General features: G+C 64.8%; 22 protein-coding genes and 1 tRNA gene. 15 read left to right on the top strand and 8 right to left on the bottom strand.

Annotation, left to right across the window (positions count from 1 at the left end):
* From GKO32_RS25700 to GKO32_RS25690, 3 genes are all read right to left on the bottom strand, one after another.
* The coding region (locus tag GKO32_RS25700) for a DUF4387 family protein (RefSeq protein WP_154759475.1) at positions 1 to 184 on the bottom strand (184 nt) is incomplete at its 3' end.
* 1 nt (position 185) lies between these two features.
* On the bottom strand, positions 186 to 1,553 hold the full coding sequence (locus GKO32_RS25695) for an acyclic terpene utilization AtuA family protein (protein WP_154759474.1): 1,368 nt from the start codon (positions 1,551 to 1,553) through the stop codon (positions 186 to 188).
* On the bottom strand, positions 1,553 to 2,863 hold the full coding sequence (locus tag GKO32_RS25690; protein WP_154759473.1) for an MFS transporter: 1,311 nt from the start codon (positions 2,861 to 2,863) through the stop codon (positions 1,553 to 1,555). The genes GKO32_RS25695 and GKO32_RS25690 overlap by 1 nt, the downstream gene beginning before the upstream one ends.
* A 92-nt stretch (positions 2,864 to 2,955) precedes the next feature.
* On the opposite strand from GKO32_RS25690, the gene GKO32_RS25685 reads away from it, so the two are divergent.
* Positions 2,956 to 3,699, top strand: coding sequence for a GntR family transcriptional regulator (locus GKO32_RS25685; RefSeq protein WP_154759472.1), 744 nt, complete (start codon positions 2,956 to 2,958; stop codon positions 3,697 to 3,699).
* 37 nt (positions 3,700 to 3,736) lie between these two features.
* Here the strand turns inward: GKO32_RS25685 and GKO32_RS39330 are convergent, their stop codons facing one another.
* Both GKO32_RS39330 and GKO32_RS39325 read right to left on the bottom strand, forming a co-directional pair.
* Positions 3,737 to 3,868, bottom strand: coding sequence for a hypothetical protein (locus tag GKO32_RS39330; RefSeq protein WP_312868530.1), 132 nt, complete (start codon positions 3,866 to 3,868; stop codon positions 3,737 to 3,739).
* 86 nt (positions 3,869 to 3,954) lie between these two features.
* On the bottom strand, positions 3,955 to 4,305 hold the full coding sequence (locus GKO32_RS39325) for a TetR/AcrR family transcriptional regulator (RefSeq protein WP_246244666.1): 351 nt from the start codon (positions 4,303 to 4,305) through the stop codon (positions 3,955 to 3,957).
* A 49-nt stretch (positions 4,306 to 4,354) separates the two neighbouring features.
* On the opposite strand from GKO32_RS39325, the gene GKO32_RS38530 reads away from it, so the two are divergent.
* The 12 genes from GKO32_RS38530 to GKO32_RS25620 all read left to right on the top strand — a co-directional run bounded on the left by GKO32_RS38530 (position 4,355) and on the right by GKO32_RS25620 (position 18,139).
* The gene (locus GKO32_RS38530) at positions 4,355 to 4,615 is read left to right on the top strand and encodes a hypothetical protein (protein WP_208024541.1); all 261 of its coding nucleotides are present in this window, start codon (positions 4,355 to 4,357) and stop codon (positions 4,613 to 4,615) included.
* Between the two features lie 386 nt (positions 4,616 to 5,001).
* On the top strand, positions 5,002 to 5,844 hold the full coding sequence (locus GKO32_RS25670; RefSeq protein ID WP_154759471.1) for a mycofactocin-coupled SDR family oxidoreductase: 843 nt from the start codon (positions 5,002 to 5,004) through the stop codon (positions 5,842 to 5,844).
* Positions 5,845 to 5,917: 73 nt separating this feature from the next.
* The gene (locus tag GKO32_RS25665; protein WP_154759470.1) at positions 5,918 to 6,961 is read left to right on the top strand and encodes a zinc-binding dehydrogenase; all 1,044 of its coding nucleotides are present in this window, start codon (positions 5,918 to 5,920) and stop codon (positions 6,959 to 6,961) included.
* Positions 6,962 to 7,036: 75 nt separating this feature from the next.
* Positions 7,037 to 7,915, top strand: a complete 879-nt coding sequence (locus GKO32_RS25660) for a sugar phosphate isomerase/epimerase family protein (protein WP_166459730.1) — start codon at positions 7,037 to 7,039, stop codon at positions 7,913 to 7,915.
* A complete protein-coding gene (locus GKO32_RS25655) occupies positions 7,894 to 8,838 on the top strand; it encodes a helix-turn-helix domain-containing protein (RefSeq protein ID WP_154759468.1) in 945 nt (314 codons plus the stop codon). Before GKO32_RS25660 ends, GKO32_RS25655 begins: the two co-directional genes overlap by 22 nt.
* A gap of 333 nt (positions 8,839 to 9,171) precedes the next feature.
* A complete protein-coding gene (locus tag GKO32_RS25650) occupies positions 9,172 to 10,848 on the top strand; it encodes a CocE/NonD family hydrolase (protein WP_208024540.1) in 1,677 nt (558 codons plus the stop codon).
* Positions 10,849 to 11,015: 167 nt separating this feature from the next.
* A complete protein-coding gene (locus GKO32_RS40255) occupies positions 11,016 to 12,062 on the top strand; it encodes a sugar ABC transporter substrate-binding protein (RefSeq protein WP_154759466.1) in 1,047 nt (348 codons plus the stop codon).
* Entirely contained in the window at positions 12,059 to 13,609 is a 1,551-nt protein-coding gene (locus GKO32_RS25640; protein ID WP_208024539.1) for a sugar ABC transporter ATP-binding protein, read from the top strand. The genes GKO32_RS40255 and GKO32_RS25640 overlap by 4 nt, the downstream gene beginning before the upstream one ends.
* A gap of 95 nt (positions 13,610 to 13,704) precedes the next feature.
* Entirely contained in the window at positions 13,705 to 14,592 is an 888-nt protein-coding gene (locus GKO32_RS25635) for an ABC transporter permease (protein WP_154759465.1), read from the top strand.
* Positions 14,593 to 14,700: 108 nt separating this feature from the next.
* Positions 14,701 to 15,582 carry an MBL fold metallo-hydrolase gene (locus tag GKO32_RS25630; RefSeq protein WP_312868531.1) on the top strand — a complete coding sequence of 294 codons (882 nt, stop codon included), beginning with the start codon at positions 14,701 to 14,703 and terminating at the stop codon, positions 15,580 to 15,582.
* 34 nt (positions 15,583 to 15,616) lie between these two features.
* Positions 15,617 to 16,567: a fumarylacetoacetate hydrolase family protein gene (locus tag GKO32_RS25625; protein WP_246244663.1), complete on the top strand. Its 951-nt coding sequence runs from the start codon at positions 15,617 to 15,619 to the stop codon at positions 16,565 to 16,567.
* A gap of 48 nt (positions 16,568 to 16,615) precedes the next feature.
* On the top strand, positions 16,616 to 18,139 hold the full coding sequence (locus GKO32_RS25620) for an AMP-binding protein (protein ID WP_154759463.1): 1,524 nt from the start codon (positions 16,616 to 16,618) through the stop codon (positions 18,137 to 18,139).
* 145 nt (positions 18,140 to 18,284) lie between these two features.
* Here GKO32_RS25620 and GKO32_RS25615 read toward each other — a convergent pair whose 3' ends face one another.
* The 3 genes from GKO32_RS25615 to GKO32_RS25605 form a co-directional block, all read right to left on the bottom strand.
* Positions 18,285 to 19,025, bottom strand: coding sequence for a DUF2182 domain-containing protein (locus GKO32_RS25615; protein WP_208024537.1), 741 nt, complete (start codon positions 19,023 to 19,025; stop codon positions 18,285 to 18,287).
* 77 nt (positions 19,026 to 19,102) lie between these two features.
* Entirely contained in the window at positions 19,103 to 19,705 is a 603-nt protein-coding gene (locus GKO32_RS25610; protein WP_281354030.1) for a DUF1326 domain-containing protein, read from the bottom strand.
* Positions 19,706 to 19,872: 167 nt separating this feature from the next.
* Positions 19,873 to 19,945, bottom strand: a tRNA-Arg gene (locus GKO32_RS25605).
* Between the two features lie 146 nt (positions 19,946 to 20,091).
* Between GKO32_RS25605 and GKO32_RS25600 the strand changes: the two genes are divergently transcribed.
* Together GKO32_RS25600 and GKO32_RS25595 are read left to right on the top strand one after the other, a co-directional pair.
* Entirely contained in the window at positions 20,092 to 20,748 is a 657-nt protein-coding gene (locus GKO32_RS25600) for a response regulator (protein WP_154759461.1), read from the top strand.
* Between the two features lie 41 nt (positions 20,749 to 20,789).
* Positions 20,790 to 21,482, top strand: coding sequence for a response regulator transcription factor (locus GKO32_RS25595; RefSeq protein ID WP_154759460.1), 693 nt, complete (start codon positions 20,790 to 20,792; stop codon positions 21,480 to 21,482).
* Positions 21,483 to 21,489: the final 7 nt, after the last annotated feature.

Genomic DNA, 21,489 nt, shown 5'->3' with positions numbered 1-21,489 from the left:
CGACCACCCGGACGTTTCCGGGATCGGTGTGGAACATGGTGGCGAAGAGGTCGACGTTGAGGGCGTCGAGTGCCACCAGCGCGTGGTAGGTGTCCTCGTCGTGGCAGAGGAAATCGAAGGTGAGGGTGAAGGGGCCGGCGTTTTTGGACCGGACGAGCGAGCAGTAATCGAGCAGGGTTGCCATGTCAGACCTCTTCGATGCTGGTGCGGAACAGTTCCGACGGTTCCGGGCCGGTGACGACGTGGTTGAGGGTGAAGCGGTAGAGCGGGCCGCGGTCGATTTCCGGTGGGGAGAACGGGTAGGCCAGGGTGCTCACGAGGCCGTCGTATTCGGGGATCGGCAGGTGGGAGCTGGCGTGCGCGACGAAGGTGCTGATCGCGTGTGCGGTGGCCTGGTCCGGTGCGGTGATCGTGATGAGTACGCCGAGTTCGACGGGCTCGGTGTCGGTGTTTTCGTTCGGACCCAGGACGGCGCCGGCGCCGTAGAGTTTGTATTCGATGTCCACATCGGACGGATCGACGCTGCCGCCGAAGACGTCGCGGATTTTCGCGTCGAAGTATTCGCGGGCGGGTGAGAGCAGTTTCGGCAGCCGGTCGATGACGACTTTGTCGCGGACTCCGCCGATGATCACGGTCTGGTAGCCGACGAGCGTGGCGCCTTCGAGTTTGATCGTGTACTGCTCGGCGGGGACGTAGCGGGCGCCGCGCACCCGCACGGTCTGCTCGTCGATGGCTTCGTAGGTGGCGTCGGTGGTGTCGAGGGTTCCGGACGGTTCGCGGACGAGGAATGGGTCGCCGTTTTCGTACAGGGTGTGCGCGGCGACGGAGCGGGGGGTGAGCCGGGTGCCGGGCATCAGGGTTTCGACGTCGAAGTGGTCGTCGCGCAGGTGCACGAGGAGCCCATTCGCCGACGGGGGGATGGCGCAGGCGGCGCCGCATTCGATGGTTTTGGCGGCATGCCAGGTCAGGCCGGGGTCGGCGCCGTGCAGGTGTGGGTAGGCGCTGAACAGTGCGGTGTCGCTGGCGCGGCCGGCCAGGATGACGTCACAGCCGTCGCGCAGCAGCTGCTGGATTGGTTCGACGCCCATCATCGCGACGACCGGTCCGGCGGCGAAGATGTCGCGGTCGACGGCGGGTGCGTTTTCCAGCGGCGCGATCCGGCCGTTGTCCCAGAGTTCCTGAAGCCGTTGGGCTGGTTGTTCGGAGTAGATCAGGCCGAGCTTGAAATTGAGGCCCTCCTCCGCGGCGATGGTCCGGGCGATGGCGGCGACCTGGTCGACACCGGTGTCGCGCCCGGCGGTCCCGCAGGAACCGATGATCAGCGGTACGTCGAGGCGGTTGCGGGCGCGCAACAGGAGGCGCAGGTCCCGGGTCACGGCCTGGTCGGACAGTTTCGGGATGCCGGAGCCCAGGGCGGCCGGGCCGCTGTCGGTCGATCCGGCGTCGCAGGCGATCACGTGCGGCTGGGCGGCGACGCCGCGTTCGAAGGCGTCGGCGTCGAAGCCGGCGCCCAGTGCCCCGGTCGGGGAGAGGATGCGGAATTCCACTGTCATTACTTGCTTTCTGCCAGGCCGTCGGCGGGGACGCCGACGGCGGATGTGCGGGAAACCCTGGTGAGGGCGAGGAATGCGATGAAGGCGACCACCGCGACGTCGAGCAGGAAGAACGGCCAGCCGGTGAAGGTGACCAGCGAGCCGACGATGGTGGGGCCGAGCGAGTTGCCGGTGGCGTTGGCGACCCCGTAGAGCGCGGTGTAGGCGCCGATCGCGCGGTGGGAGGGCGCGAGGTCCCACATGACGACGACGGCGTTGACGGTGTAGGCCGCGTAGCCCGCCGAACCCAGCAACGTCGCGGCGATCACGCCCGCCGGGGTCCGGATGACCGCGCCCAGCAGCATTGCGACGATGAACACGACCATGCCCCACCGGATCACGCGCAGCCGGCCGATCCGGTCGGACAGCAGGGCCAGCGGCAGGGCCGCGCCGATGACTGCAAGCCCGCCGGGCAAGGCGATCCCACCCGCGGAGCCGGCGGTCATGCCGAGCACGTTGATGCCGTAGGTCGTCATCAGCGCCCGCGACGCGCCCCATGCCCCGGCCATCAGGAAGACCCCTGCGATCATCCACAGGCGACGGCGGTCGGGGTCCCGCAGCAGTTCTTTCAGTACCCCGCGGAGGCTTTCCAGCTGGTCGGCTTCATCCTTGTTGTCGACCCGGTCGGCCAGCGCCTGGCGATATCCCGGCGAGTCCCGTTCCTTCACGGTCAGGGCGACGACCGCGACGCACACCACCATCATCGTCGCCGGGATCGCGAAGGCGATCTTGATGTTCTTGTCGACGAACAGCAGGCTCACCAACGCGGAGACGATGATCGTGAGGCTGGTGCCGATCCGGGTGATCGCGTTGGCCTTGCTGCGGTGCTCGGCCGCGACGAAGTCGGGCATGAGCGCCTCGGCCACCGGCTTGTAGGTGTTGGCGACCAGGCCGTAGGAGAACATCGTCAGCAGCAGCACCGGCAGCGATGTCGCGAACGGCACCAGGGAGAACAGCACCGCGGCGATCGGCGCACCGACGACGAGGTAGGGAATCCGGCGGCCCCAGCGGGTCCGGGTCCGGTCCGAGCGGCTGCCCATCCACGGCTGCACGAAGACCCCGACCAGGTTGTCCAGTCCCATCAGCAGGCCGATGAGGGCCGCGTTCGACACGTAGTGCTGTATCAGCGGTGGCACCTGGGCGTCATAGAAGTTCCAGGTCGACTCCTGGGCGAACACCGCCAGGGAGATGAGGGCGGGTACCCGCCAGTTGAAAGCCGGGGTGGCGGTAGGCGAGATGGGCCCCGGCGGGACGGGGGCACGTCGTGACATCGATGACTCCCTTGAGCAAGATTCACCGGATGCTATCCAAAGTTGCAAAATGACGCACTACGCAACTCGCTATGGCCAGCTAGGATGTCCTTATGGTGGGCAAGTTGGGAGAATTGAGGCAGACCTCGCTGGCGGACCAGGCTTACGAACGGCTCCGCGAAGCGATCGCTCTCGGCGAACTCGCACCTGGCATGCGCGTCACTGAACGCGGGCTCGCGACGGCGCTGGCGGTCAGCGCGACCCCGGTCCGCGAGGCGCTCCATCGCCTCGAGCACGATGGGCTTGTGCAGCGGTCCGGCCCGCGCACCCTGCTGGTGGCCGAAGGTCCGGCCCCCACCCCCACCCAACAAGCCGAAGTCGAGTCGGCGCTACGGGGCCTCGTCGCGCGTTACGCCGCCGAACGCGCCACCGATGAACAACTCGACACCCTGGACGCGATCCTGGATGAGGCCGATGACCTCGTCGTGCGGCTCTTGCAACGTCGTGAAGACGGCCGGCCGATCGACGATCTCGTCGAGGCACTGCTCGGCAAGCTGCGGACCTTCGACGCGGAACTGGAACACGCCTGCGGAAACCCCGCACTGACCAGGCTGCTGCCCCAGGTCCGCACCCTCGACCACCACGAACGGGTCCGCCGCACCATCGACCGCCTCGACGACCCGGCCTTCCGGGCGCACGAGCGCTACGGACAACACCGGCAACTGGTCAAAGCCCTGCGCGCCCACGATGCGGACACCGCCGAAGCCCTGATGGTCCGGCACGCCCAGCGCGCCATGGCCGCCCTCACCCGGGAGCCCGCACCACGGACACAAGCCCGCGCACAGAAGTCCAGTTGATCGGATGGGGCACTTCGATCCGACTTTTGCGGCGGAATCAGCGCACCGCCGCTAGCGGCGCGACCCCCTCGTGTAGCTCGGCGGCGGCCTGGGCGACGAGCTCGGTGAAGGGCGCGTCCGGGTCGGCCAGCCAGCGCGACATGGCGCGCCGCGAGATCGCTATCACCACGCCGACGATGAAACGTGCCTGGCCGGTCTCGACGCCGCGGCCCTCGAGGGCCCGCGTCAGCGCGTCGGCGAGGTTGGCGAGCTTGATCAGGTCACGCTCGCCAGTGCCGGGCTGGCGGCGATCACCTTGACCCGGCGCAGCAGGATCTCCCGAGAGCGAAAGACCTCGTCAGCGGTCCCGAGTGCGGTCAGCAGTGCCTCGATCGGTGTGAGGCCCGGGTCGGCCGCCTCGACGCCGGCGACGAGGTGGGCCTCGAGCTCCTGGTCGGCGTGGAGGACTTCCCGTTTGTCGGGGAAGTAGCGGTAGAAGGAGCGCTCGGTCAGACCGGCGGTCCGCGCGACCTGCGCGACCGTGGTGCGTTCGAACCCCTGCGTCTCGAACAGCTCAAGCGCCGCGCGCTCGAGCCGGCCTTGTGCGTCGGACTCCCATCTCGGCATACCCGCGAGGATATGACAACAGATGCTGTCATCATTCCAGGAGATCGTCATGAAGGCCCTTCAGTTCGACCGGTTCGGCTCCCCGGACGTGATCGTGCTCCGCGATGTCCCGAAACCGGCGCCGGAGGGCGTTACCGGCATCGAAATCGGCGAACGTGTGTTCGGCCCGGCGACCTGGGACGGGCCAACGGCCGGGGCCGCCGAGTACGCATTGATGGCGGCTTGGGCACGGCCCCGACCGGCGGCCGGATCGACCGCGCCGACCAGGCCGGCCCCGCGGGCGGCTCGCTACCGACGCTGGTCGAGCTGACCGGGGACCCGGACCACGTCCTCACCGTCTCCGACTTCGCCGCCGCGGCCGAGCTGGGTACCCGGGTCACCCAAATCGGGATGCGCTACGACCAGATGGACGAGTTCGCCCGGCGGCCGGCAAGGGATCCTGGCCGTAGCGGTCGCGCGCACCTACCCGCTCGACCAGATCCAGGAGGCGGCCAAGCTCAGCCAGTCCCGCCGGCCCGGCGGCAAACTCGTGCTCGTCCTCTGATCGCCTGAGCGGAAGCCTGGACCTTCGTCGACCACAGACCTGTTGGTTGTGGGTGGCTCTAACAGGGTGTGCCTGGCGTCACACCTCGCTCATAGGCTCATGCCCAACATCACGAGGGGCCGACGGCGCGGCCCGACGAAAGGTCTGTGTTCATGGGACGAGTGGACGGCAAGGTAGCACTGATCACCGGTGCGGCACGTGGTCAGGGGCGAGCGCACGCGAAGCGACTGGCCGAGGAGGGTGCCGACATCATCATGCTCGACATCTGTCGACCGATCCCGGGCGTGCGGTACCCAGGGGCAACGGAAGAGGATTTCGCCGAGACAATCGAGATGGTCTCGCGCATCGGTCGTCGTGTCGTCGCACACCAGGGCGACGTGCGCAACAGCGACGACGTCGACAAGATCATCGCCGATGGGTTGCAAGCATTCGGCCATATCGATGTGCTGGTAGGCAACGCCGGAGTGACGTTGCTGGCGCCTGGGTGGGAGATCACCGAGGCGGACTGGCAGACGCAGATCGACATCAACCTGACGGGAACCTGGCGCGTAGCGAAGGCAGTCATTCCGTCCATGATCGAGGCCGGCAAGGGTGGCTCCCTCATCTTCACCACCTCCGGTGTGGTCGCCGGCGGAGTCGGGAACATGGCCCACTACTCGGCCACCAAGCACGGCCTGATTGGCATGTGCAAGGAACTCGCGCTCGAACTCGGACCCCACGGTATCCGTGTCAACACCCTGCAGCCCACGGCGGTCAACACGCTGATGATGGACAACGAGGTCATGTGGGCCCTGTTCACACCCGGACAAGAGGACGCGCCTCCGGAGGTGCGACGGAAGGGAATGCTCGACATCCTCGCGAAGACGCACCCCCTCGGCGTGCCGTGGATCGAGTCCGAGGATCTCGCCGACGGTGCCCTCTACCTGGCCTCCGACGAGTCCCGACGGGTCACTGGCACGGCCCTCATCATTGACGCCGGGCTCTCGGGCAAATAGCCATCCCCAGCAAAGCGGCAGGAAATCGGTATGCAGACGAGAGAAGCTCACTGACGAGTAGAGGAACTACGACATGAACACCAGTGTGCCTGGCGGAGCTGATGGCGACGGTGCTCGAGCCGTTTGGTTCGTCGCCCCTCAGACGGTCGAGCTCCGCAGCGAACGAATTGGATCGCCAGGGCCGGCGGAGATCAGTGTCCGCGCCGTTACTTCCCTGGTGAGTTCCGGCACTGAGATGAACGTCTACCACGGGAATGCAGGTTCGGCCGACGCAGTCGACCTCCCCACGACCGGGGGTACCTTTCCGTTCCCACTCAAGTTCGGCTACCAGATCGTGGGCGAGGTTGAAGCGGCTGGTGACCAGTCGGGCTTCTCGGTCGGCGACCGCGTGTTCGCGTACCACCCCCACCAGGCGCGGTTTGTCATGGGCGGAGTCTCCTCGGGGCTCGTTTTCCCAGTCCATCGCGATGCCAGCTCGGAGCAGGCGGCTTTCACCAACCTGTTCAGCGTGGCGTATACGGCCCTTCTGGACACGCCGGTACGGGTTGGCGACGTGGTCGTCGTCTCGGGCCTCGGCGTCATCGGCACCTTCGTTGCGCATCTGTGCCGTGAATCCGCCGGCAAGCTCATCCTCGTCGACCCGATGCCCAATCGCCGTGAGCGCGCGTCTTGGATCGGTGCAGATGCGGTCGTTTCTCCGGACGAGGCCGCGGCTGCGGTCGCTGAGCTCTCCGGCGGGCGAGGCAACGACATCTGGTTCGAAGCAAGCGGGGCGCCGGCCGCGCTGCAGTCAGCCATCGACAACACCGGCCAGGAGGGGACGATCACTGTCCTGTCCTTCTACGGAGCCAAGCCCGTGACTCTTCAGCTCGGCTTGCAGTTCCATTTCCGTCGTCAGCGGATCGTGAGCAGCCAGGTCAGTTCGATCGGGTCAGGGCTGCAGCCGCGCTGGGATTGGGAGCGCCGGTACGTCCACGCCACTGATCGACTTGCGAACTTCGACGTCGACCGGCTGGTGTCGCACCGAGTCCGGTTCGGGGATGCTCCGGACGCGTACCGGCTGATCGACGAGCATGCCGACGAGACTCTTGCGGTGCTGCTCGACTACTCCAACTGAGGACGTTTCGCACCTGACCGGATGCCCTCAAATCAATTTCTGTGCTGTTGTTCGTTCCAAGGAGTACCACGAATCATGACCAACACCCCGCTCTACTCCGTCTGCCCGTTGACGATGCCCGACACGAGTTTTGAGGAAGACCTCGACTTGGTTCTCGCGTCGGGTGCATCAGGTATCGGAATCGCAGAGGGAAAGCTGCGCCCGGGCGAAGACGAGGCGCAGTTGGCACGACTGAAGACAAGTGGCCTCAAGGTCGCCGGCGGGATCCCGGCCAACCTTGCACCGCTGCCGCTGCGGCCCCCGGTCATGTACCCGGGGCCTGACGATCCGTCCGTTCGTATTGGCCTGATGCGTGAGTCGGTCGAACGACTCGCAGCCTTCAAGCCAGCCTGCATCGTCATGACTACCGGATCGGACGCCGGGTACTCGAAAGACGAGTCGTGGAGCATCGCTGCCGAGGGTATCCGGGATGCTGCACGGCTTGCTGCCGACCTGGGGACGAGGATCGCCGTCGAAGTAGTGCGCGGAGATCTGGGATTCGACGCGTCGTTCATTCGGACGCTGTCCGAAGCAGGTCAGTTCATTGACCTTGTCGACGAACCGAATGTCGGATTGTGTTACGACGTCTATCACGTCTGGGACTCTCCTGACGTTCTGCATTTCACGGAGCAGTTGGCCGGACGGACCTACCTCGTCCAGGTTTGCGACTGGCCGGATCCGCCTCGCTCACTCGCCGACCGCCGAATTCCTGGCGAAGGGGTTATCGACCTTCCCGCGATATTCGGGGCGCTGCAGCGCGGCGGGTACGCCGGTTGGTACGAGCTCGAGATCTTCTCCGACGATGGGCGCTGGGGACATGACTTCCCAGACTCGCTCTGGAAACTGCGGCCTGCGGAACTGCTGGAGCGTAGCCAGGAGGGGTTCGATCGGCTGTGGCAGAAGCGTTCGCGATGAGCTTGAACTCCCAGGTTGACCCGTTTTGTCAGGTGCATACTGACTGGATGGAGCGAACGGATGTCGCGAAGGAGCTGGGGCACTTCCTGCGCACCCGTCGCGAACGTCTGGGCCCCATCGGCGACGCCGGCAGCCGGCGAACCCAGGGCCTACGCCGTGAGGAGGTTGCGGAGAAGGCTGCGGTGAGCCGGGAGTACTACACGAAGCTCGAGCAGGGGCGGGCGCTCAACCCGTCACTGGAGGTGCTTGAGTCGGTCGCCTCAGCGCTTCTGCTCTCGAGCGATGAGGCGATGTACGTGCAAGATCTGGCGGCGCTGCTGCGGGGTGGGAGTGTTGCGGATAGCCCGGACCTGGACGGAGCGCCGGACAGCGTCGGTGCGCGACTGGTCGATGCCATCAACGACCGCCCGGCACTGGTGGTCGACCATCGACTGGACATCACTTCTTGGAACGATATGGCGGCCGAGATGCTGATCGACTTCGCATCGCTTCCTCCGCACCACCGCAATCTCTCGTGGCTGGTGTTCACCAATCCCCAGGTCAGATCCCGGTGCGTGCAGTGGGGCGATGTCGCCCGCCAGAATGTCGCGGTCCTCAGGGGTGGAGCCGGCCGGCACCCGAACGACCAGCGGATGGTGCAATTGGTCGGCGATCTGTCGCTGCGGAGCAACTCCTTCGCCCGGCTATGGGCGTCCCACGACGTCCTCGGGCGAAATTTCGGCACGCGAATCTTCGAACACCCCATTGCTGGTCAGATCGAGCTCCTCTATGACGCGGTCCACCTTCCGGGTCCGTTCGACCGCCACCTCACGGTTTACTCGGCGCGTAACGCTGTCGCAGAACAGGCGCTAGGCGTGTTGAGATCCCTCTGCGAGGCGAGACGGCAGCAAGAGACTCCCCCGCGCCGTCAGGGCGGCCTGTAGCGGCGGAGTAGTGCGGGTGGCCTCATCAGGGCGTGGCTGCCCTCTCAATGAAGAACTACGTTGCGCAGGGTCGAAAACGATTCTTTTCCCAGCATTTCCATTTTCGATCCGATGTTGGTCCACAAGCGTGGGCGGCTGATGCGAGCCCGCAATCTGCGGCTTCAGACCCGTCGCGACTTTCTCGGCACACTCTAAGGACAGGTCACCATGGTTTCATCCGCTCGGCCGGCTCGCCCGACTGCTCATCCGCCGCTCCCAGCCGGAAGCGGTGAGGCAGAGGCGCAGATTTCGCAGTCCGACGGCATGTGGGTCGAGCGAGATGTGCCCCTGGCGATGTCTGACGGAACGGTTCTGCGAGCCAACGTCTACCGTCCGCTCGGCGGAGGCCAGTATCCGGTGCTCATGAGCTACGGGCCTTACGGAAAGGACCTGAGCTTCCAGGAGGCCTACCCCGTGCAGTTCGCTGCAATGGTGGAGGCACATCCAGAGATCCTTGAAGGAACGACCGGCAAGCACCTGGCCTGGGAAGTTGCCGACCCCGAACGTTGGGTACCCTTCGGCTACGTTTTGGTCCGCGTCGATTCCCGAGGATCTGGCCGCTCTCCCGGCTTCGTTGACTGCTTCTCGCCACAACAAGCCCGGGACTACTACGAGTGCATCGAATGGGCCGGAAGCCGGCCTTGGTCCAATGGCAAGGTCGGACTCAGCGGGATCTCCTACTACGCCATCAATCAGTGGCAGGTTGCGGCCCTTCGACCACCGCACCTGGCCGCGATCTGTCCTTGGGAAGGTGTGGCGGACTGGTACCGGGACGCCAACTACCATGGCGGCATCCCAAGTTCGTTCTTCCCACGCCTCTATGGGGTGCAGATCGAGTCGGTGCAGCACGGCGTCGGCAGCCGTGGCCGTCGGCACCCGCACTTCGGAGTGCTCGCAGCGGGCGATGTCGATCTCGACGAGAACGAGCTCATGGCGAACCGTGCCGACGTGGCTGAGGAGCTTCGTCAGCACCCTCTGTTCGACTCCTACTGGCAGGACCGAAGTGCGGATCTTTCGAGCGTCGAGGTGCCGGTGCTGTCGGCTGGCAACTGGGGTGGGCAGGCCCTGCATCTAAGGGGCAACATCGACGGCTTCACCGAGTCGGCCTCGGAGCACAAGTGGCTGGAGGTGCACGGAGAAGCGCACTGGACGCTGTACTACTCGGCCTATGGTGTCGACCTGCAGAAGCGATTCTTCGACTACTTCCTCAAGGGCGAAGGAGACTGGCCCGATGAGCAGCCGGCAGTGTCGCTGAACATTCGCTACCCGGGCGAGGTCTTCGAACTTCGGGGCGAGGGCGAGTGGCCGCTGGCTCGAACCAGTTGGACCAAGTACTACCTGGACGTTGCCGACCATGCTCTGTCGCTCGAGCCTGCGGATGAGGCGTCCACGATCTCCTACCAGCCTTTCGGCGCAGGCGTGACGCTGATGTCACCGCCGTTCCAGGAGGCAACGGAGATCACCGGGCCGATCGCGGCAAAGTTGTTCATCTCCTCTGCGAGCGAGGACGCCGATCTCTTTCTCGTGATGCATCTCTACGACTTTGACGGAATCGAGGTGCTTTTCGAGGGCGCCAGCGAGCCGAGGCATCCGCTATCTCAAGGCTGGCTCCGCGCGTCCCACCGGGAGCTGGACCTGGCGCGGACGCTCGCTCACAGGCCGGCGCACTCGCACGACAAGGTGGCGCCGCTGGTGCCCGGGCAGGTGTACGAGGTAGACGTCGAGATCTGGCCTACATGCATCGTTGTCCCGGCTGGGTACCGAATCGGCCTTAGCGTCCTGGGACGCGACTACGACCACGGTGGTCAGGGACTTCCGACGGCCTACGGCGTAGAGATGCGGGGATCGGGTGTGAATGTTCACGACGATCCCGTCGCGCGATCAGCGGCCGTATACGGACAGCCCGTGACCCTGCACTCTGGCGGGCAGCATGCCTCCTACCTGCTGCTTCCTATCGTCCCTCCTGCCTGATCCCTCCCTGTCGGGGCTGTCTATGTGACCCGCATGTGGTCGGTGGGTGGCTCCAGCAGGGTGTGGTTGCCGTCACAGAGCCGGCTTAGCGTCCGGTGACCGATGCAACAACAGTCCGACTTTCGCGAGGGTGGATCTGGGGATAGCCGCCATGCATAGGAGCAACAGTGAGCTACTTCTCAATCAATCAGTGGACCAAGAAGTTCGTGGTCATTGCGGCATTCGCGTCCACGATTGCCCTGGCCGGGTGTGCACCCGATTCGAAGACGCCCAAGGGCAACGCTGCCGCTGAGGTCAGTGTCGCGGTACTCAACTGCACCGCTGCGCCGTACTGCGTCGCGGGGAATGACGCGATGGAGAGCGAGGCGGCCAAGCTCGGGATCAAGGCGACGATGTTCGACGCCGTGTTCGACCCGGCCAAGACCGTCTCCTCGTGCAAGGACGCGATCGCTTCGGGCAAGTACAACGCGATCTTGGTGAACTCCGCGATCCCCTCCGCGAGCGTGGCTTGCGCAACGGCGGCCAAGGCTGCAGGTATTCCTGTGCTCGGCATGTTCGGTCCTATCGGGACCGACACCTCTACCGCTGCGCCCACGACTCCCGGTGTTCTGTCGCAGGTCCTCGTCCCGCTCGACACGCAGATCGACACCCTCATCAACGACATCGTGATCCCGGCATGCGCCGACAGGCACCCGTGTGAGATCGGGTGGCTGCGGACCACGAACAGCCTCCCCCAGGGCGACGCGATCATCGACGAAAAGCTGAGCGCGGCGATCAAAACGAACCCCAACATGAGGATCGTTGGGGAGATCTCGAGTGAGACCGATACCGGAGCGGCCGTAGCGGCTACAAAGACCTTCCTCCAAAAGAGCCCCGGGCTCGACCTCATCCTGTCGTACGCGACGCAGGGAACGTCGGGAGCGATCACCGCGCTGAAGGCGCAGGGACTGGTGCCCGGCAAGGACGTCCTGATCGCGACGGCCGGAGGCAGTGAGGAAGTCATGGCGGCTATGCGGCGCGGTGAGATTTACGGTTCGACGATCAATCTGCCCGCCACGGAGATGAAGATCGCGCTGGGCCTCACGGCGGATGCCGTGCACGGGAAGCAGATTCCCACCTCGGTCAATCCCCTGCAGGCGGCGGGCCTTCCGCTCGCCATGACCCAGAAGAACCTCCAGGACTTCCCGGGCTTCAAGGGTGAGTACACGCAGTGAACACGTTCGTCGGAACTGCGAGCAGCCAGCCCTCAGCTACGGGCCGGGGGTTGGCTCTCACCGTCAACGAGGTCGAGAAGCGGTACGGCGCGATCCATGCACTCAAAGGCGTATCGCTCACCGTTGAGCCGGGGGAGATTCGCGGCCTGTGTGGCGAGAACGGCGCCGGCAAGTCGACGTTGGGCAAGATCATCGCCGGCGTGGTTGCCCCGGACGCCGGCGAGATAATGGTCGATGGCAAGCCGATCCGGCTTCGAAGCACCGCAGAAGCTCTGGCGCACGGCATCTCGATCGTGGCGCAGGAACTCGCTGTAGTGCCCTACCTGACAGTCGCCGAGAACGTAATGCTCGGGCAGGAGCCCCGGCGTGGAATTGCAGTAAACCGGAAGCAGTTGCGGAAGCGATTCCTCGAGTTGAGTGAGCAAGTCGGGTTTTCGCTCGACCCGAACGCTCGGCTGGGGGCGCTCCGCAAGAGTGAACAGCAGAAGGCAGAGATTCTCCGGGCAGTCGCCCGCGACGCACGACTCATCGTCATGGACGAACCGACGGCCGCACTGAGTTCCGACGAGGCACGGCAGCTTGTCGCCGCGACCCGCCGTCTGGCCGCGGAGGGTCGAACGATTGTGTTCGTGTCGCATCATCTCGACGAAGTCTTGGCGGTCTGCGACAACATCACGGTTCTCCGCGATGGGAGATACGTGCGAACCGGTTCCGCGGGAAACGAGACACCCGATTCCCTCGTCACCTCGATGACGGGACAGAGCCTTGCCTCGGAATACCCGGCAAAGATCACGCCGGACCGCAGGGGGACGCCCGCATTGCGCGTCTTGGATCTCGGTTCCGCGTCGGGTCTTGAAAGCATCAGCCTCGAGATCTGGCCAGGCGAGATCCTCGGTGTCGCCGGTCTTGTCGGGAGTGGCCGCAGTGAGCTGGCCCGCGCGATCTTTGGCGCTGACCCCCACGATGGCACCATCCAGATCAATGGTGAGACCATTCGAATCAACTCGGTGCGACGAGCAATCAACGCTGGTATCGCCATGCTTCCCGAGAACCGCAAGGAGCTCGGACTCATGCTGGAACGCTCGGTGACCGAGAACGTCAGTCTTCCGCGGTTGCGCCGCCTTGCTGCCCTGACGCGAGTTCGCAGACGCGAGGAGCGGGACTCCGCCAACGAAATGCTGGCGAAGGTCGGCGTACGAGCATCGGCCGCGAACGCAGCCGTGGGAACACTTTCCGGTGGGAATCAGCAGAAGGTCATGTTCGCGAAATGGCTCATGACCTCGCCGAAGATCTTCATCGCGGACGAGCCGAGTCAGGGTGTCGATGTTGGCGCGAGGGCACGAATTTACGAGCTCATATCCGAAATGGCGCGGCAGGGCATGGCCGTCCTGATCATCTCGTCAGAACTCGAAGAGGTCATCGGGTTGGCGAACCGCGTTTTGGTCATGAGAAGGGGTCAGATAGTGGGTGAGGTTGCAGATGCAGACGGATCGCTGTCCGCGGACGTGATCCTCGGACACGCGTTCGGAACGGCGGTGGCATCGTGACGACTAGTCAGGAGATCGACATCGCGTCGACCGGCCGGACCGGGTCACGAAGTGGCTCGCTGGCCAAGGTAGTCCGTGAGTACGCCGTCCTCCTGTTGGCGGTCGCGCTCTTCGTCTACCTGTCCATCGCCGCCGACAACTTCCTCACGGTCCTCAACCTGCGGAATGTTGCCAGCCAGTCAGCAATCTTGGGCATCATGGCATGCGCGGCAACGCTCCTGATCGTGGCGGGCAACTTCGACCTATCGGTGGGAGCGATGTTCGCCGCCTCGGCAATCGTGACGGTGAGGGTGGTCGAGAATCATCCGCTGATACTGGGAATTGCCGCCGGCATGCTCACCGGAATGCTGCTGGGCACGGTGAACGGCGTTATTGTCACGAAGTTCGGAGTGAACTCCTTCATCGCAACGCTCGCCTCGAGCTTGGTCATGGGCGGCGTCATTCTCGTCGTCACCGGTGGGCGGACTTCCAACACCACCAACGTCGATTTCATCACCCTGTCAGCTCGACAATTTCTCGGGCTCGATCTGATGACCTGGGTGTTCATCGGCTGGGTAGTCTTGCTCGGCTACCTGCTGGCGCGGACGATCTACGGCCGATACATGTACGCGGCCGGCGGCAACGCCCTCGCTGCTCAACTCTCAGGTGTCTCGGTCACCGGAATTCGGATGGCGACGTTCGTCATCAGCGGACTCGGAGCGGCAATCGCCGGAATTCTGTCGGCGTCACAGTCAGGCAGCGTACCGGTCACGGCCGGATCGAACCTCGTGCTGATCAGCATCGCGGCTGTCGTGGTAGGCGGAACCAGTATCCGGGGCGGTGACGGAGCGGTATGGAGAACCGTTGTCGGTGTTCTCTTCCTTGCGCTTATCGAGAACGGGTTCAACCTCCTCGACCTGGATCCGCTCTACGGAAACATCGTCTACGGCAGCATCATCCTGATCGCCGCGGCAATCGACGTGCAAGCACGGCGCAGCGGTTGAGGGCCACGCCGTTCGGGAATCGCCGGCAGTCGTGACGAAACGAAGGAAACGCAATTGAGCACTCAATCCGAAATTGGGGATGGCGCCCTTTCCGAGGTTGCGCCGAGGGTGTGGGCTTGGACGCAGGGTGACGGTTCGTGGTGGATCAACAACGCTGGTCTGGTCGCGGGTGACGACGGCGACATACTCATCGACACCTGCGCCACCGAAGTGCGCACCCGCCGGCTCCTGGAACAGGTAAACGCTGTGCGGCCCGAATCACCGATTCGATTCGCCGTGAACACCCACTTGCACGGGGACCACACGCACGGCAACAGCCTGCTCCCGAGCACTACGAGCATCGTCGGCCACTCGCAGATGCGGGCCGGGTTGGCGGAGGACACCATTATTGACGCGTGCCCGCCATTCTGGAGCCCGCCTCCGGACTGGGGAAACGTCACGAAGCGGCTTCCTTCGGTCACCTACGAGGACCGACTGGTCCTTCACAGCGGAAGCACCGAAGTACATGTCGTTCATCCCGGCTATGCCGCACACACCACCGGCGACTCGGTTGCATTCGTCCCGACAGCCGGGGTGCTGTTTACAGGTGACCTGCTGTTTCACGATGTGACGCCCTTGGTCTTCATGGGGTCACTCGACGGCGCGCTTCGCTGCCTGGACTGGATGGCTGAGTTCGACGCAAGCGTGATCGTCCCTGGCCACGGAGAGGTACTCGAGCGCCAAGAACTCCAGACGGTTCTGGAGTCGCACCGCAACTACTACCGGCTGATCCAATCCGCAGCCGAGAGCGGAATCGCATCAGGACTCTCGCCGCTCGAGGCGGCCAAGCGCACCGAGCTCGGCGACTTCGCGACGCTCCCTGATGCCGAGCGTGTCGTGCTCAACCTGCACCGTGCCTACGCAGAGATCTCGGATTGGAAGTTCGACCTTTTCGCGGCGTTCGAAGACGCAGTGCAGTACAACCAGGCGCTCCTCGCGACCTCAGTTTGACCGACTCGATCGACTAGGACACCACATGCGATTCATGACCGTCTTGCACAACGGCATAGAGCGACTGACCGTCGCCGCCGGCGACAAGGTGTACACCCTTCCTGAAGGCGTCACGCTATTGGGTCTTCTCCAGGAAGGCGGGGTCGCGCTTCGCCGAGCCGGTGAGGACGCCTTGACGAGATTGGACGAGGAACTGGCCGTCGAGGGGCTTGAAGTCCTGGCGCCTATCCCGACGCCACCGACTGTTCGCGACTACATGACCTTCGAGCAGCACGTCCAGGGCGCGATCCGGCTGGCCGACCCCGAGGCCGGGGTGCCGGAGCGCTGGTACGCCGCGCCCATCTTCTACTTCACCAACCCGTACGCCACCTTGGGCGCCTACGACGACGTGCAGATCCCGCCCGGCGAGACGATGTTCGACTTCGAGCTCGAGGTCGCAGCGGTGATCGGGGGAGCAGGACGCGACCTGAGCGTCGCCGAAGCCGAAGAACTCATCGCCGGCTACATGATCTTGAACGACTGGTCTGCCCGCTCCGTCCAGTTCAAGGAGATGACCGTGCGTCTGGGGCCGTCGAAGGGCAAGGACTCGGCCACCACCATGGGTCCCTGGTTCGTGACGCCCGACGAGCTGGAACCCTTTCGTCGCGGAAACGCATTCAACCTTCCCATGCGGGCTTACGTGAATGACGAACTCATCGGTAGCGACACCTGGTCCAATATGGCGTTCAGCTACGGGCAGATGATCGCCTACGCCTCGCGAGGGACCGAGGTTCGCCCTGGCGACGTCTTCGGCTCCGGCACGGCCGGTGGCGGCTGCCTGGCCGAGGCGTGGGGCAACGAGGGTCTCGAGGCCCACTCGCCTCTCAAGCCCGGCGACGTCGTCACCCTGGAAGTCACCGGACTGGGGACGCAGCGATCAACGGTCGTCGACAGGTACCAGCCCGCCCAGGACGCTGACATCTACCAAGCTCGGACCCCAGCGTAAACAGCGGCATCACGAGGTTCCTCGCAGGTACGAACCAGGAGTACGAACATGGAGTTCCCGCTTACGGTCAAGGACTTCCTCGATCGCGCCGTCACGGTCTACCCCGAGCGCGTCGCGGTTGTCGATGAACCTGACCAACCCGCACCATCGCTGGGCACCCTGACGTATCGGGATGTCGATCGGCTCGCCCGCTCCCAGGCAATCGCGCTCGATGACATGGGCATTCCAGTCGGAGCTCGTGTGGCCGTCCTCTCTCAGAACTCAGCTCGGCTCCTCATCTCCTTCTTCGGAGTGTCGTGTTGGGGGCGGGTCCTGGTTCCGGTCAACTTTCGCCTTGCTCGTCCTGAGGTCGACTACATCCTCGAGCAGTCCGGTGCTGAATTGGTCTTCGTAGACCCGGAGCTGGCACATCTCGTCAGTTCCGAAATGTCAGAGCGCACCGTCGTCTTTGGCGAAAACGACGACGACATATGGAACAGGACAGGTGAGCCGAATCCCTGGGCAGCCGACGAATCCGCGGCCGCAACGGTGAATTACACATCCGGTACGACATCCAAGCCCAAGGGGGTCGTACTGACACATCGCAACCTCTGGCTCAACGCCACCACATTCGGGTGGCACGTTGGCGTGAACGACGACGACGTTTATCTGCACACACTCCCCATGTTCCACGCGAACGGCTGGGGGATGCCATACGCGACCAGCGCGATGGGCGTGAAGCAAGTAGTCCTCCGGAAGGTCGATGGCGCGGAGATCCTGCGAAGAATCGACACCCACAGAGTGACGCTCCTGTGTGCCGCGCCCACGGTCCTGTCGGCCGTTCTCGATGCAGCGCAAGACTGGGAGGGAGTCGTTCCCGGACGCGACCGGGTGCGAGCTGTCGTGGCTGGGGCACCGCCACCGACCAGACTCATCGAGCGCATCAGGGACGAATTGGGGTGGGAGTTCATCCAGATCTACGGGCTGACGGAGACCTCACCGCTACTGACCGTCAACCGTATGCGAGCCGAGTGGTGCGACAAGCCGCGCGATGAACAGGCGCGGCTGCTCGGCCGGCAGGGCGCTCCGGCCTTGGGAGTTCGTCTGCGCACCGACGCCTCCGGGGAGGTACTTGCTCAAGCCAACCAATGCATGGCCGGCTATTGGGAGATGGAGGAGGAGACGGCGGCGGCGCAGGAGGGTGGTTGGTTTCACTCCGGCGACGGAGGTCTGATCGAGGATGGGTACCTGACGATCATCGATCGCAAGAAGGACGTCATCGTCTCAGGCGGCGAAAATGTCTCGTCGATCGAAGTGGAGGATGTGCTCCTGTCACATCCGTCTGTCCGCGAAGCGGCAGTCATCGGAATTCCCGACCAGACCTGGGGCGAGCTGGTGATGGCGCTCGTCGTTGCCGACAACGCCGCGGGCGAAGGAGAACTGATGCGGCACTGTCGTGAACGACTCGCTGGGTACAAGTGCCCGAAGCGCATCGAGTTTCGGGAGAACCTGGAACGCACCGCAACTGGGAAGCTCCAGAAGTTCCTGCTGCGTGAGCCCTTCTGGGCAGGTCGCACCAAGCAAGTGAACTGAACCTTCGCCTCTCCGAGACGCCGCCGCTGCCAACGAGCGGGTGCCAAGGCTTCTCGCTTGACACGTCCGCGCGGCCAGCAGGGTCGCGCCAACCGACGCCACGTGGGCCCGCCTCACGGTCGTTTCCACGCCAAGTCTGGATTCCTCAGGACCCCATCGTTGTCATCACCATCTGAGGGTCACCCGGAACGTTAAAACCGGGTAGTGCCTCTGGGGCGGCGAGTACGAGCACGCCCAGTACGACGAGGATGAGTGTCGTTCCATAGATCGCCGCGCTGCGCCACGGAATGACCTTCTCGAGCGCGATGAGTCCAGCGACGACTGCCATCCAGGTGACACTCATGACGCCCAACGCGAAGAGCGACGCCATCAGAGCCCAGCAGCAGCCGACACACCACGCGCCGTTGACGGCTCCCATTCGAAGTGCCCCGGTCCATCCGTCGCGCCACGACCCGAGAAGCGTGCCGAGCGGACTTCGGCACCTGCCCAGGCAGGCGTTCTTGAGGGGGGTCAACTCGTAGACGGCGGCGGCGATGAGTGTTGCTCCGGCGATGTAGCGCCCGGCGTGGTCCCAGGCGAGGTCTTTGCCCGCTGCATGTCGCCCGGCTACACCGATCATGAAGGCAATGACGCCGGCGCCGGTCCACGTGGTGAGGTATCCGGTGGTGAAGGCCAAGGGCAGCCACCGCGAGTTGCTCATGCGCGAGTACAACGCAACTGTCGGAGAGACCGACGGGAACATCATCGCCGCCATCATTACGACCCAGACCCCGAGGAACCAGCCGAATGTCCCCGGGCTCGACCACGGCCCGTTGTCCATGCCGCGCGTCTCCCGGACCGTCCACCACCATCCGACAGCAGCGAGCGCGAGGAGGACGACGACCAAGCCCAACCGGGTGCGGCTAGCGGCGAAAGCGGGACCTGGACCCGAGCCGGGAGGCGACTCGACGTCGGTGATTCCCCTCAGGCGGCCCACGAGAAGTCCGACTTCGACAAGCCCGTCTTCCCCTCGTACTCGATGCCGAAGGCGCTGATCCGGGTCCTCTTCGCCTCGGCCATGGTCAGATCCGACCCCACCGGGTGGAACATCCCCGAGAACCTCACCGGCTCACCGGACTCCACACCGAACGGAACGATGTCCTCGATCTCGAAGTCGATCACGTCGTCCACGTGGACGCTGTGGAGCAAGCCGTCATCCCGGAGATCGATTGCCGCGCGCTGAACGCCCAGCATCTCACCGATGAGTGGGGCCAGCCCGGCCATGGGTCCACCCAACTGGCCACTGAAGACCTGGACAAGTTGGTCGAACTGCGCGTCCGTGGCGCCGTCGTCGATGAACACCCCGACCCGCCAGTTGCCCTCGGTCATCACCTTCGGGGTATCGGCGATAAGCACGACCTTGCGCCCGGCGATGTCCGTGCCCTCGACCTTTCCTTCACGAATGTTGAAGGCGAGAGTCACGCGGCAGTAGTCGTAGGTGGCCCCATGGTCGAATGACATGTTGCATGGGCACATGAGCTCGCACGAGCAGGTTTCGCTGTAACTACCGGCCAAGTTCCAAGCCATTGGACCCTCCTGGCACTCTCCGCCAGTCTCCATCTCTCCGACAAGGGCGTCAACGGGGCGGAGCGTCTGGAGTGACCGTGGAGGAGACGACACGTCATGCCGGAGAAGCCATCGACGACCGCGCTGGCTGACCGAATTGTTCAACGAGCACATATGGATCATCAATGTGCCCCCGGCAAGATTCGAACTTGCGACACCCGCTTTAGGAGAGCGGTGCTCTATCCCCTGAGCTACGAGGGCTGGCATGCACAGCCTATCGGTTGCCCGATGTGGCTCGGAAGGCAAGGTGGACAAACGGGCCAACTTTGTCGACTCTACCGCTACCAGTGGGTAACATTCCGTAATGGGATGCGGAAACCCCGCTCCACCGAACTCCGGAGGGCCCGTTGATCAAGCTGGTGTTCGCGGACGACGAAGAGCTGGTTCGATCGAGTCTGCGCGGGATGATGGGGGGCGCGCCGGACATCGAGGTCGTCGGCGAGGCCAGTGACGGGCGCTCGGCGGTGGAAACCGCGCGCCGGGTGCATCCCGACGTGGTGCTGCTCGACATCAAGATGCGCGGCCCCGACGACGGGATCCGCGCGCTCCGCGGCATCCTCGCCCTTCCGTCGCCGCCGACGGTGGCGATGCTCACCACATTCGACATGGACGAGTACGTCAGTCTCGCCCTGCGTCTCGGTGCCAACGGGTTCCTGCTCAAGGACATCGAGCCCGCCGCCCTCCTGCGCGCGGTCCGCGACCTCGCGCGCGGCGGGGCGGTGCTCGACCCCGGCGTCGCCGCCCGCATGGTGCGCGCGCACCGTGAGGGCCAGCGCGCCGCCCAGCCTGCCCGCAAGCTCCTGGCCAGCCTCTCGGAGCGTGAACGCGAGGTCGTCGCGCTCATCGGGCAGGGTCTGTCCAACGCCGAGATCGGGGGCAAACTCCACCTGTCCGAAGCGACGGTCAAAGGCTACGTTTCCGCGGTCCTGTCCAAGATCGGAGCCGCGAACCGGGTGCAAGCCGCGTTGCTCGCCTACCGGGGTGGGCTGCTCGATCAACTCTGAGTTCTTAGGCGAGTCTCAGCACGGTCAGTAACACTGTCCACATGCGCATTCTCGTTGTCGACGACGATCGGGCGGTCAGGGAGTCCCTGCGCCGCTCTCTGGAGTTCAACGGCTACGAGGTGGAACTCGCCGGTGACGGCGCGCAGGCACTGGAACGCGTCATCGCCGACCGGCCCGACGCGATGATCCTCGACGTCATGATGCCCCGGCTCGACGGTCTCGAGGTCGCTCGCCGGCTGCGCAGCACCGGCGATGACCTGCCGATTCTGGTCCTGACCGCCCGCGACACGGTGTCCGACCGGGTGTCCGGTCTCGACGCCGGCGCCGACGACTACCTGCCGAAACCCTTCGCGCTGGAGGAGCTTCTCGCTCGCCTGCGCGCGCTGCTGCGCCGCGCCGCGCCGGACAACCAGCCCGGTCCCAACGCCGAGCAGCTCACTTTCGCCGACCTGACGTTGGACCCCGGCACGCGCGAGGTCCGCCGTGGTGAGCGTGACATCAGCCTCACCCGCACCGAGTTCGCGCTACTCGAACTGTTCCTGTCGTACCCGAAGCACGTGCTGACCCGCAGCCGCATTCTGGAGGAAGTCTGGGGCTACGACTTCCCGACCTCCGGCAACGCGCTCGAGGTGTATGTCGGGTACCTGCGGCGCAAGACCGAGGCCGGCGGGGAGCCTCGGCTGATCCACACCGTTCGCGGGGTCGGCTACGTCCTGCGGGAAACCCCACCGTGAGTCAGAC

It is taken from the genome of Amycolatopsis pithecellobii, assembly GCF_009707865.1.
GTDB lineage: Bacteria > Actinomycetota > Actinomycetes > Mycobacteriales > Pseudonocardiaceae > Amycolatopsis_E > Amycolatopsis_E pithecellobii.
This window is presented reverse-complemented; position numbering and strand designations above follow the sequence as displayed.

What these genes read in the sequence shown, in the direction of transcription:
- GKO32_RS25610 (WP_281354030.1), bottom strand. Translation starts at nt 19,705, where the DNA reads ATGGCTTGGAACTTGGCCGGTAGTTACAGCGAAACCTGCTCGTGCGAG.
- GKO32_RS25690 (WP_154759473.1), bottom strand. Translation starts at nt 2,863, where the DNA reads ATGTCACGACGTGCCCCCGTCCCGCCGGGGCCCATCTCGCCTACCGCC.
- GKO32_RS25695 (WP_154759474.1), bottom strand. Translation starts at nt 1,553, where the DNA reads ATGACAGTGGAATTCCGCATCCTCTCCCCGACCGGGGCACTGGGCGCC.
- GKO32_RS25650 (WP_208024540.1), top strand. Translation starts at nt 9,172, where the DNA reads ATGTCTGACGGAACGGTTCTGCGAGCCAACGTCTACCGTCCGCTCGGC.
- GKO32_RS25685 (WP_154759472.1), top strand. Translation starts at nt 2,956, where the DNA reads ATGGTGGGCAAGTTGGGAGAATTGAGGCAGACCTCGCTGGCGGACCAG.
- GKO32_RS25620 (WP_154759463.1), top strand. Translation starts at nt 16,616, where the DNA reads ATGGAGTTCCCGCTTACGGTCAAGGACTTCCTCGATCGCGCCGTCACG.
- GKO32_RS25670 (WP_154759471.1), top strand. Translation starts at nt 5,002, where the DNA reads ATGGGACGAGTGGACGGCAAGGTAGCACTGATCACCGGTGCGGCACGT.
- GKO32_RS39325 (WP_246244666.1), bottom strand. Translation starts at nt 4,305, where the DNA reads ATGCCGAGATGGGAGTCCGACGCACAAGGCCGGCTCGAGCGCGCGGCG.
- GKO32_RS25660 (WP_166459730.1), top strand. Translation starts at nt 7,037, where the DNA reads ATGACCAACACCCCGCTCTACTCCGTCTGCCCGTTGACGATGCCCGAC.
- GKO32_RS25595 (WP_154759460.1), top strand. Translation starts at nt 20,790, where the DNA reads ATGCGCATTCTCGTTGTCGACGACGATCGGGCGGTCAGGGAGTCCCTG.
- GKO32_RS38530 (WP_208024541.1), top strand. Translation starts at nt 4,355, where the DNA reads ATGAAGGCCCTTCAGTTCGACCGGTTCGGCTCCCCGGACGTGATCGTG.
- GKO32_RS25625 (WP_246244663.1), top strand. Translation starts at nt 15,617, where the DNA reads ATGACCGTCTTGCACAACGGCATAGAGCGACTGACCGTCGCCGCCGGC.
- GKO32_RS25665 (WP_154759470.1), top strand. Translation starts at nt 5,918, where the DNA reads ATGAACACCAGTGTGCCTGGCGGAGCTGATGGCGACGGTGCTCGAGCC.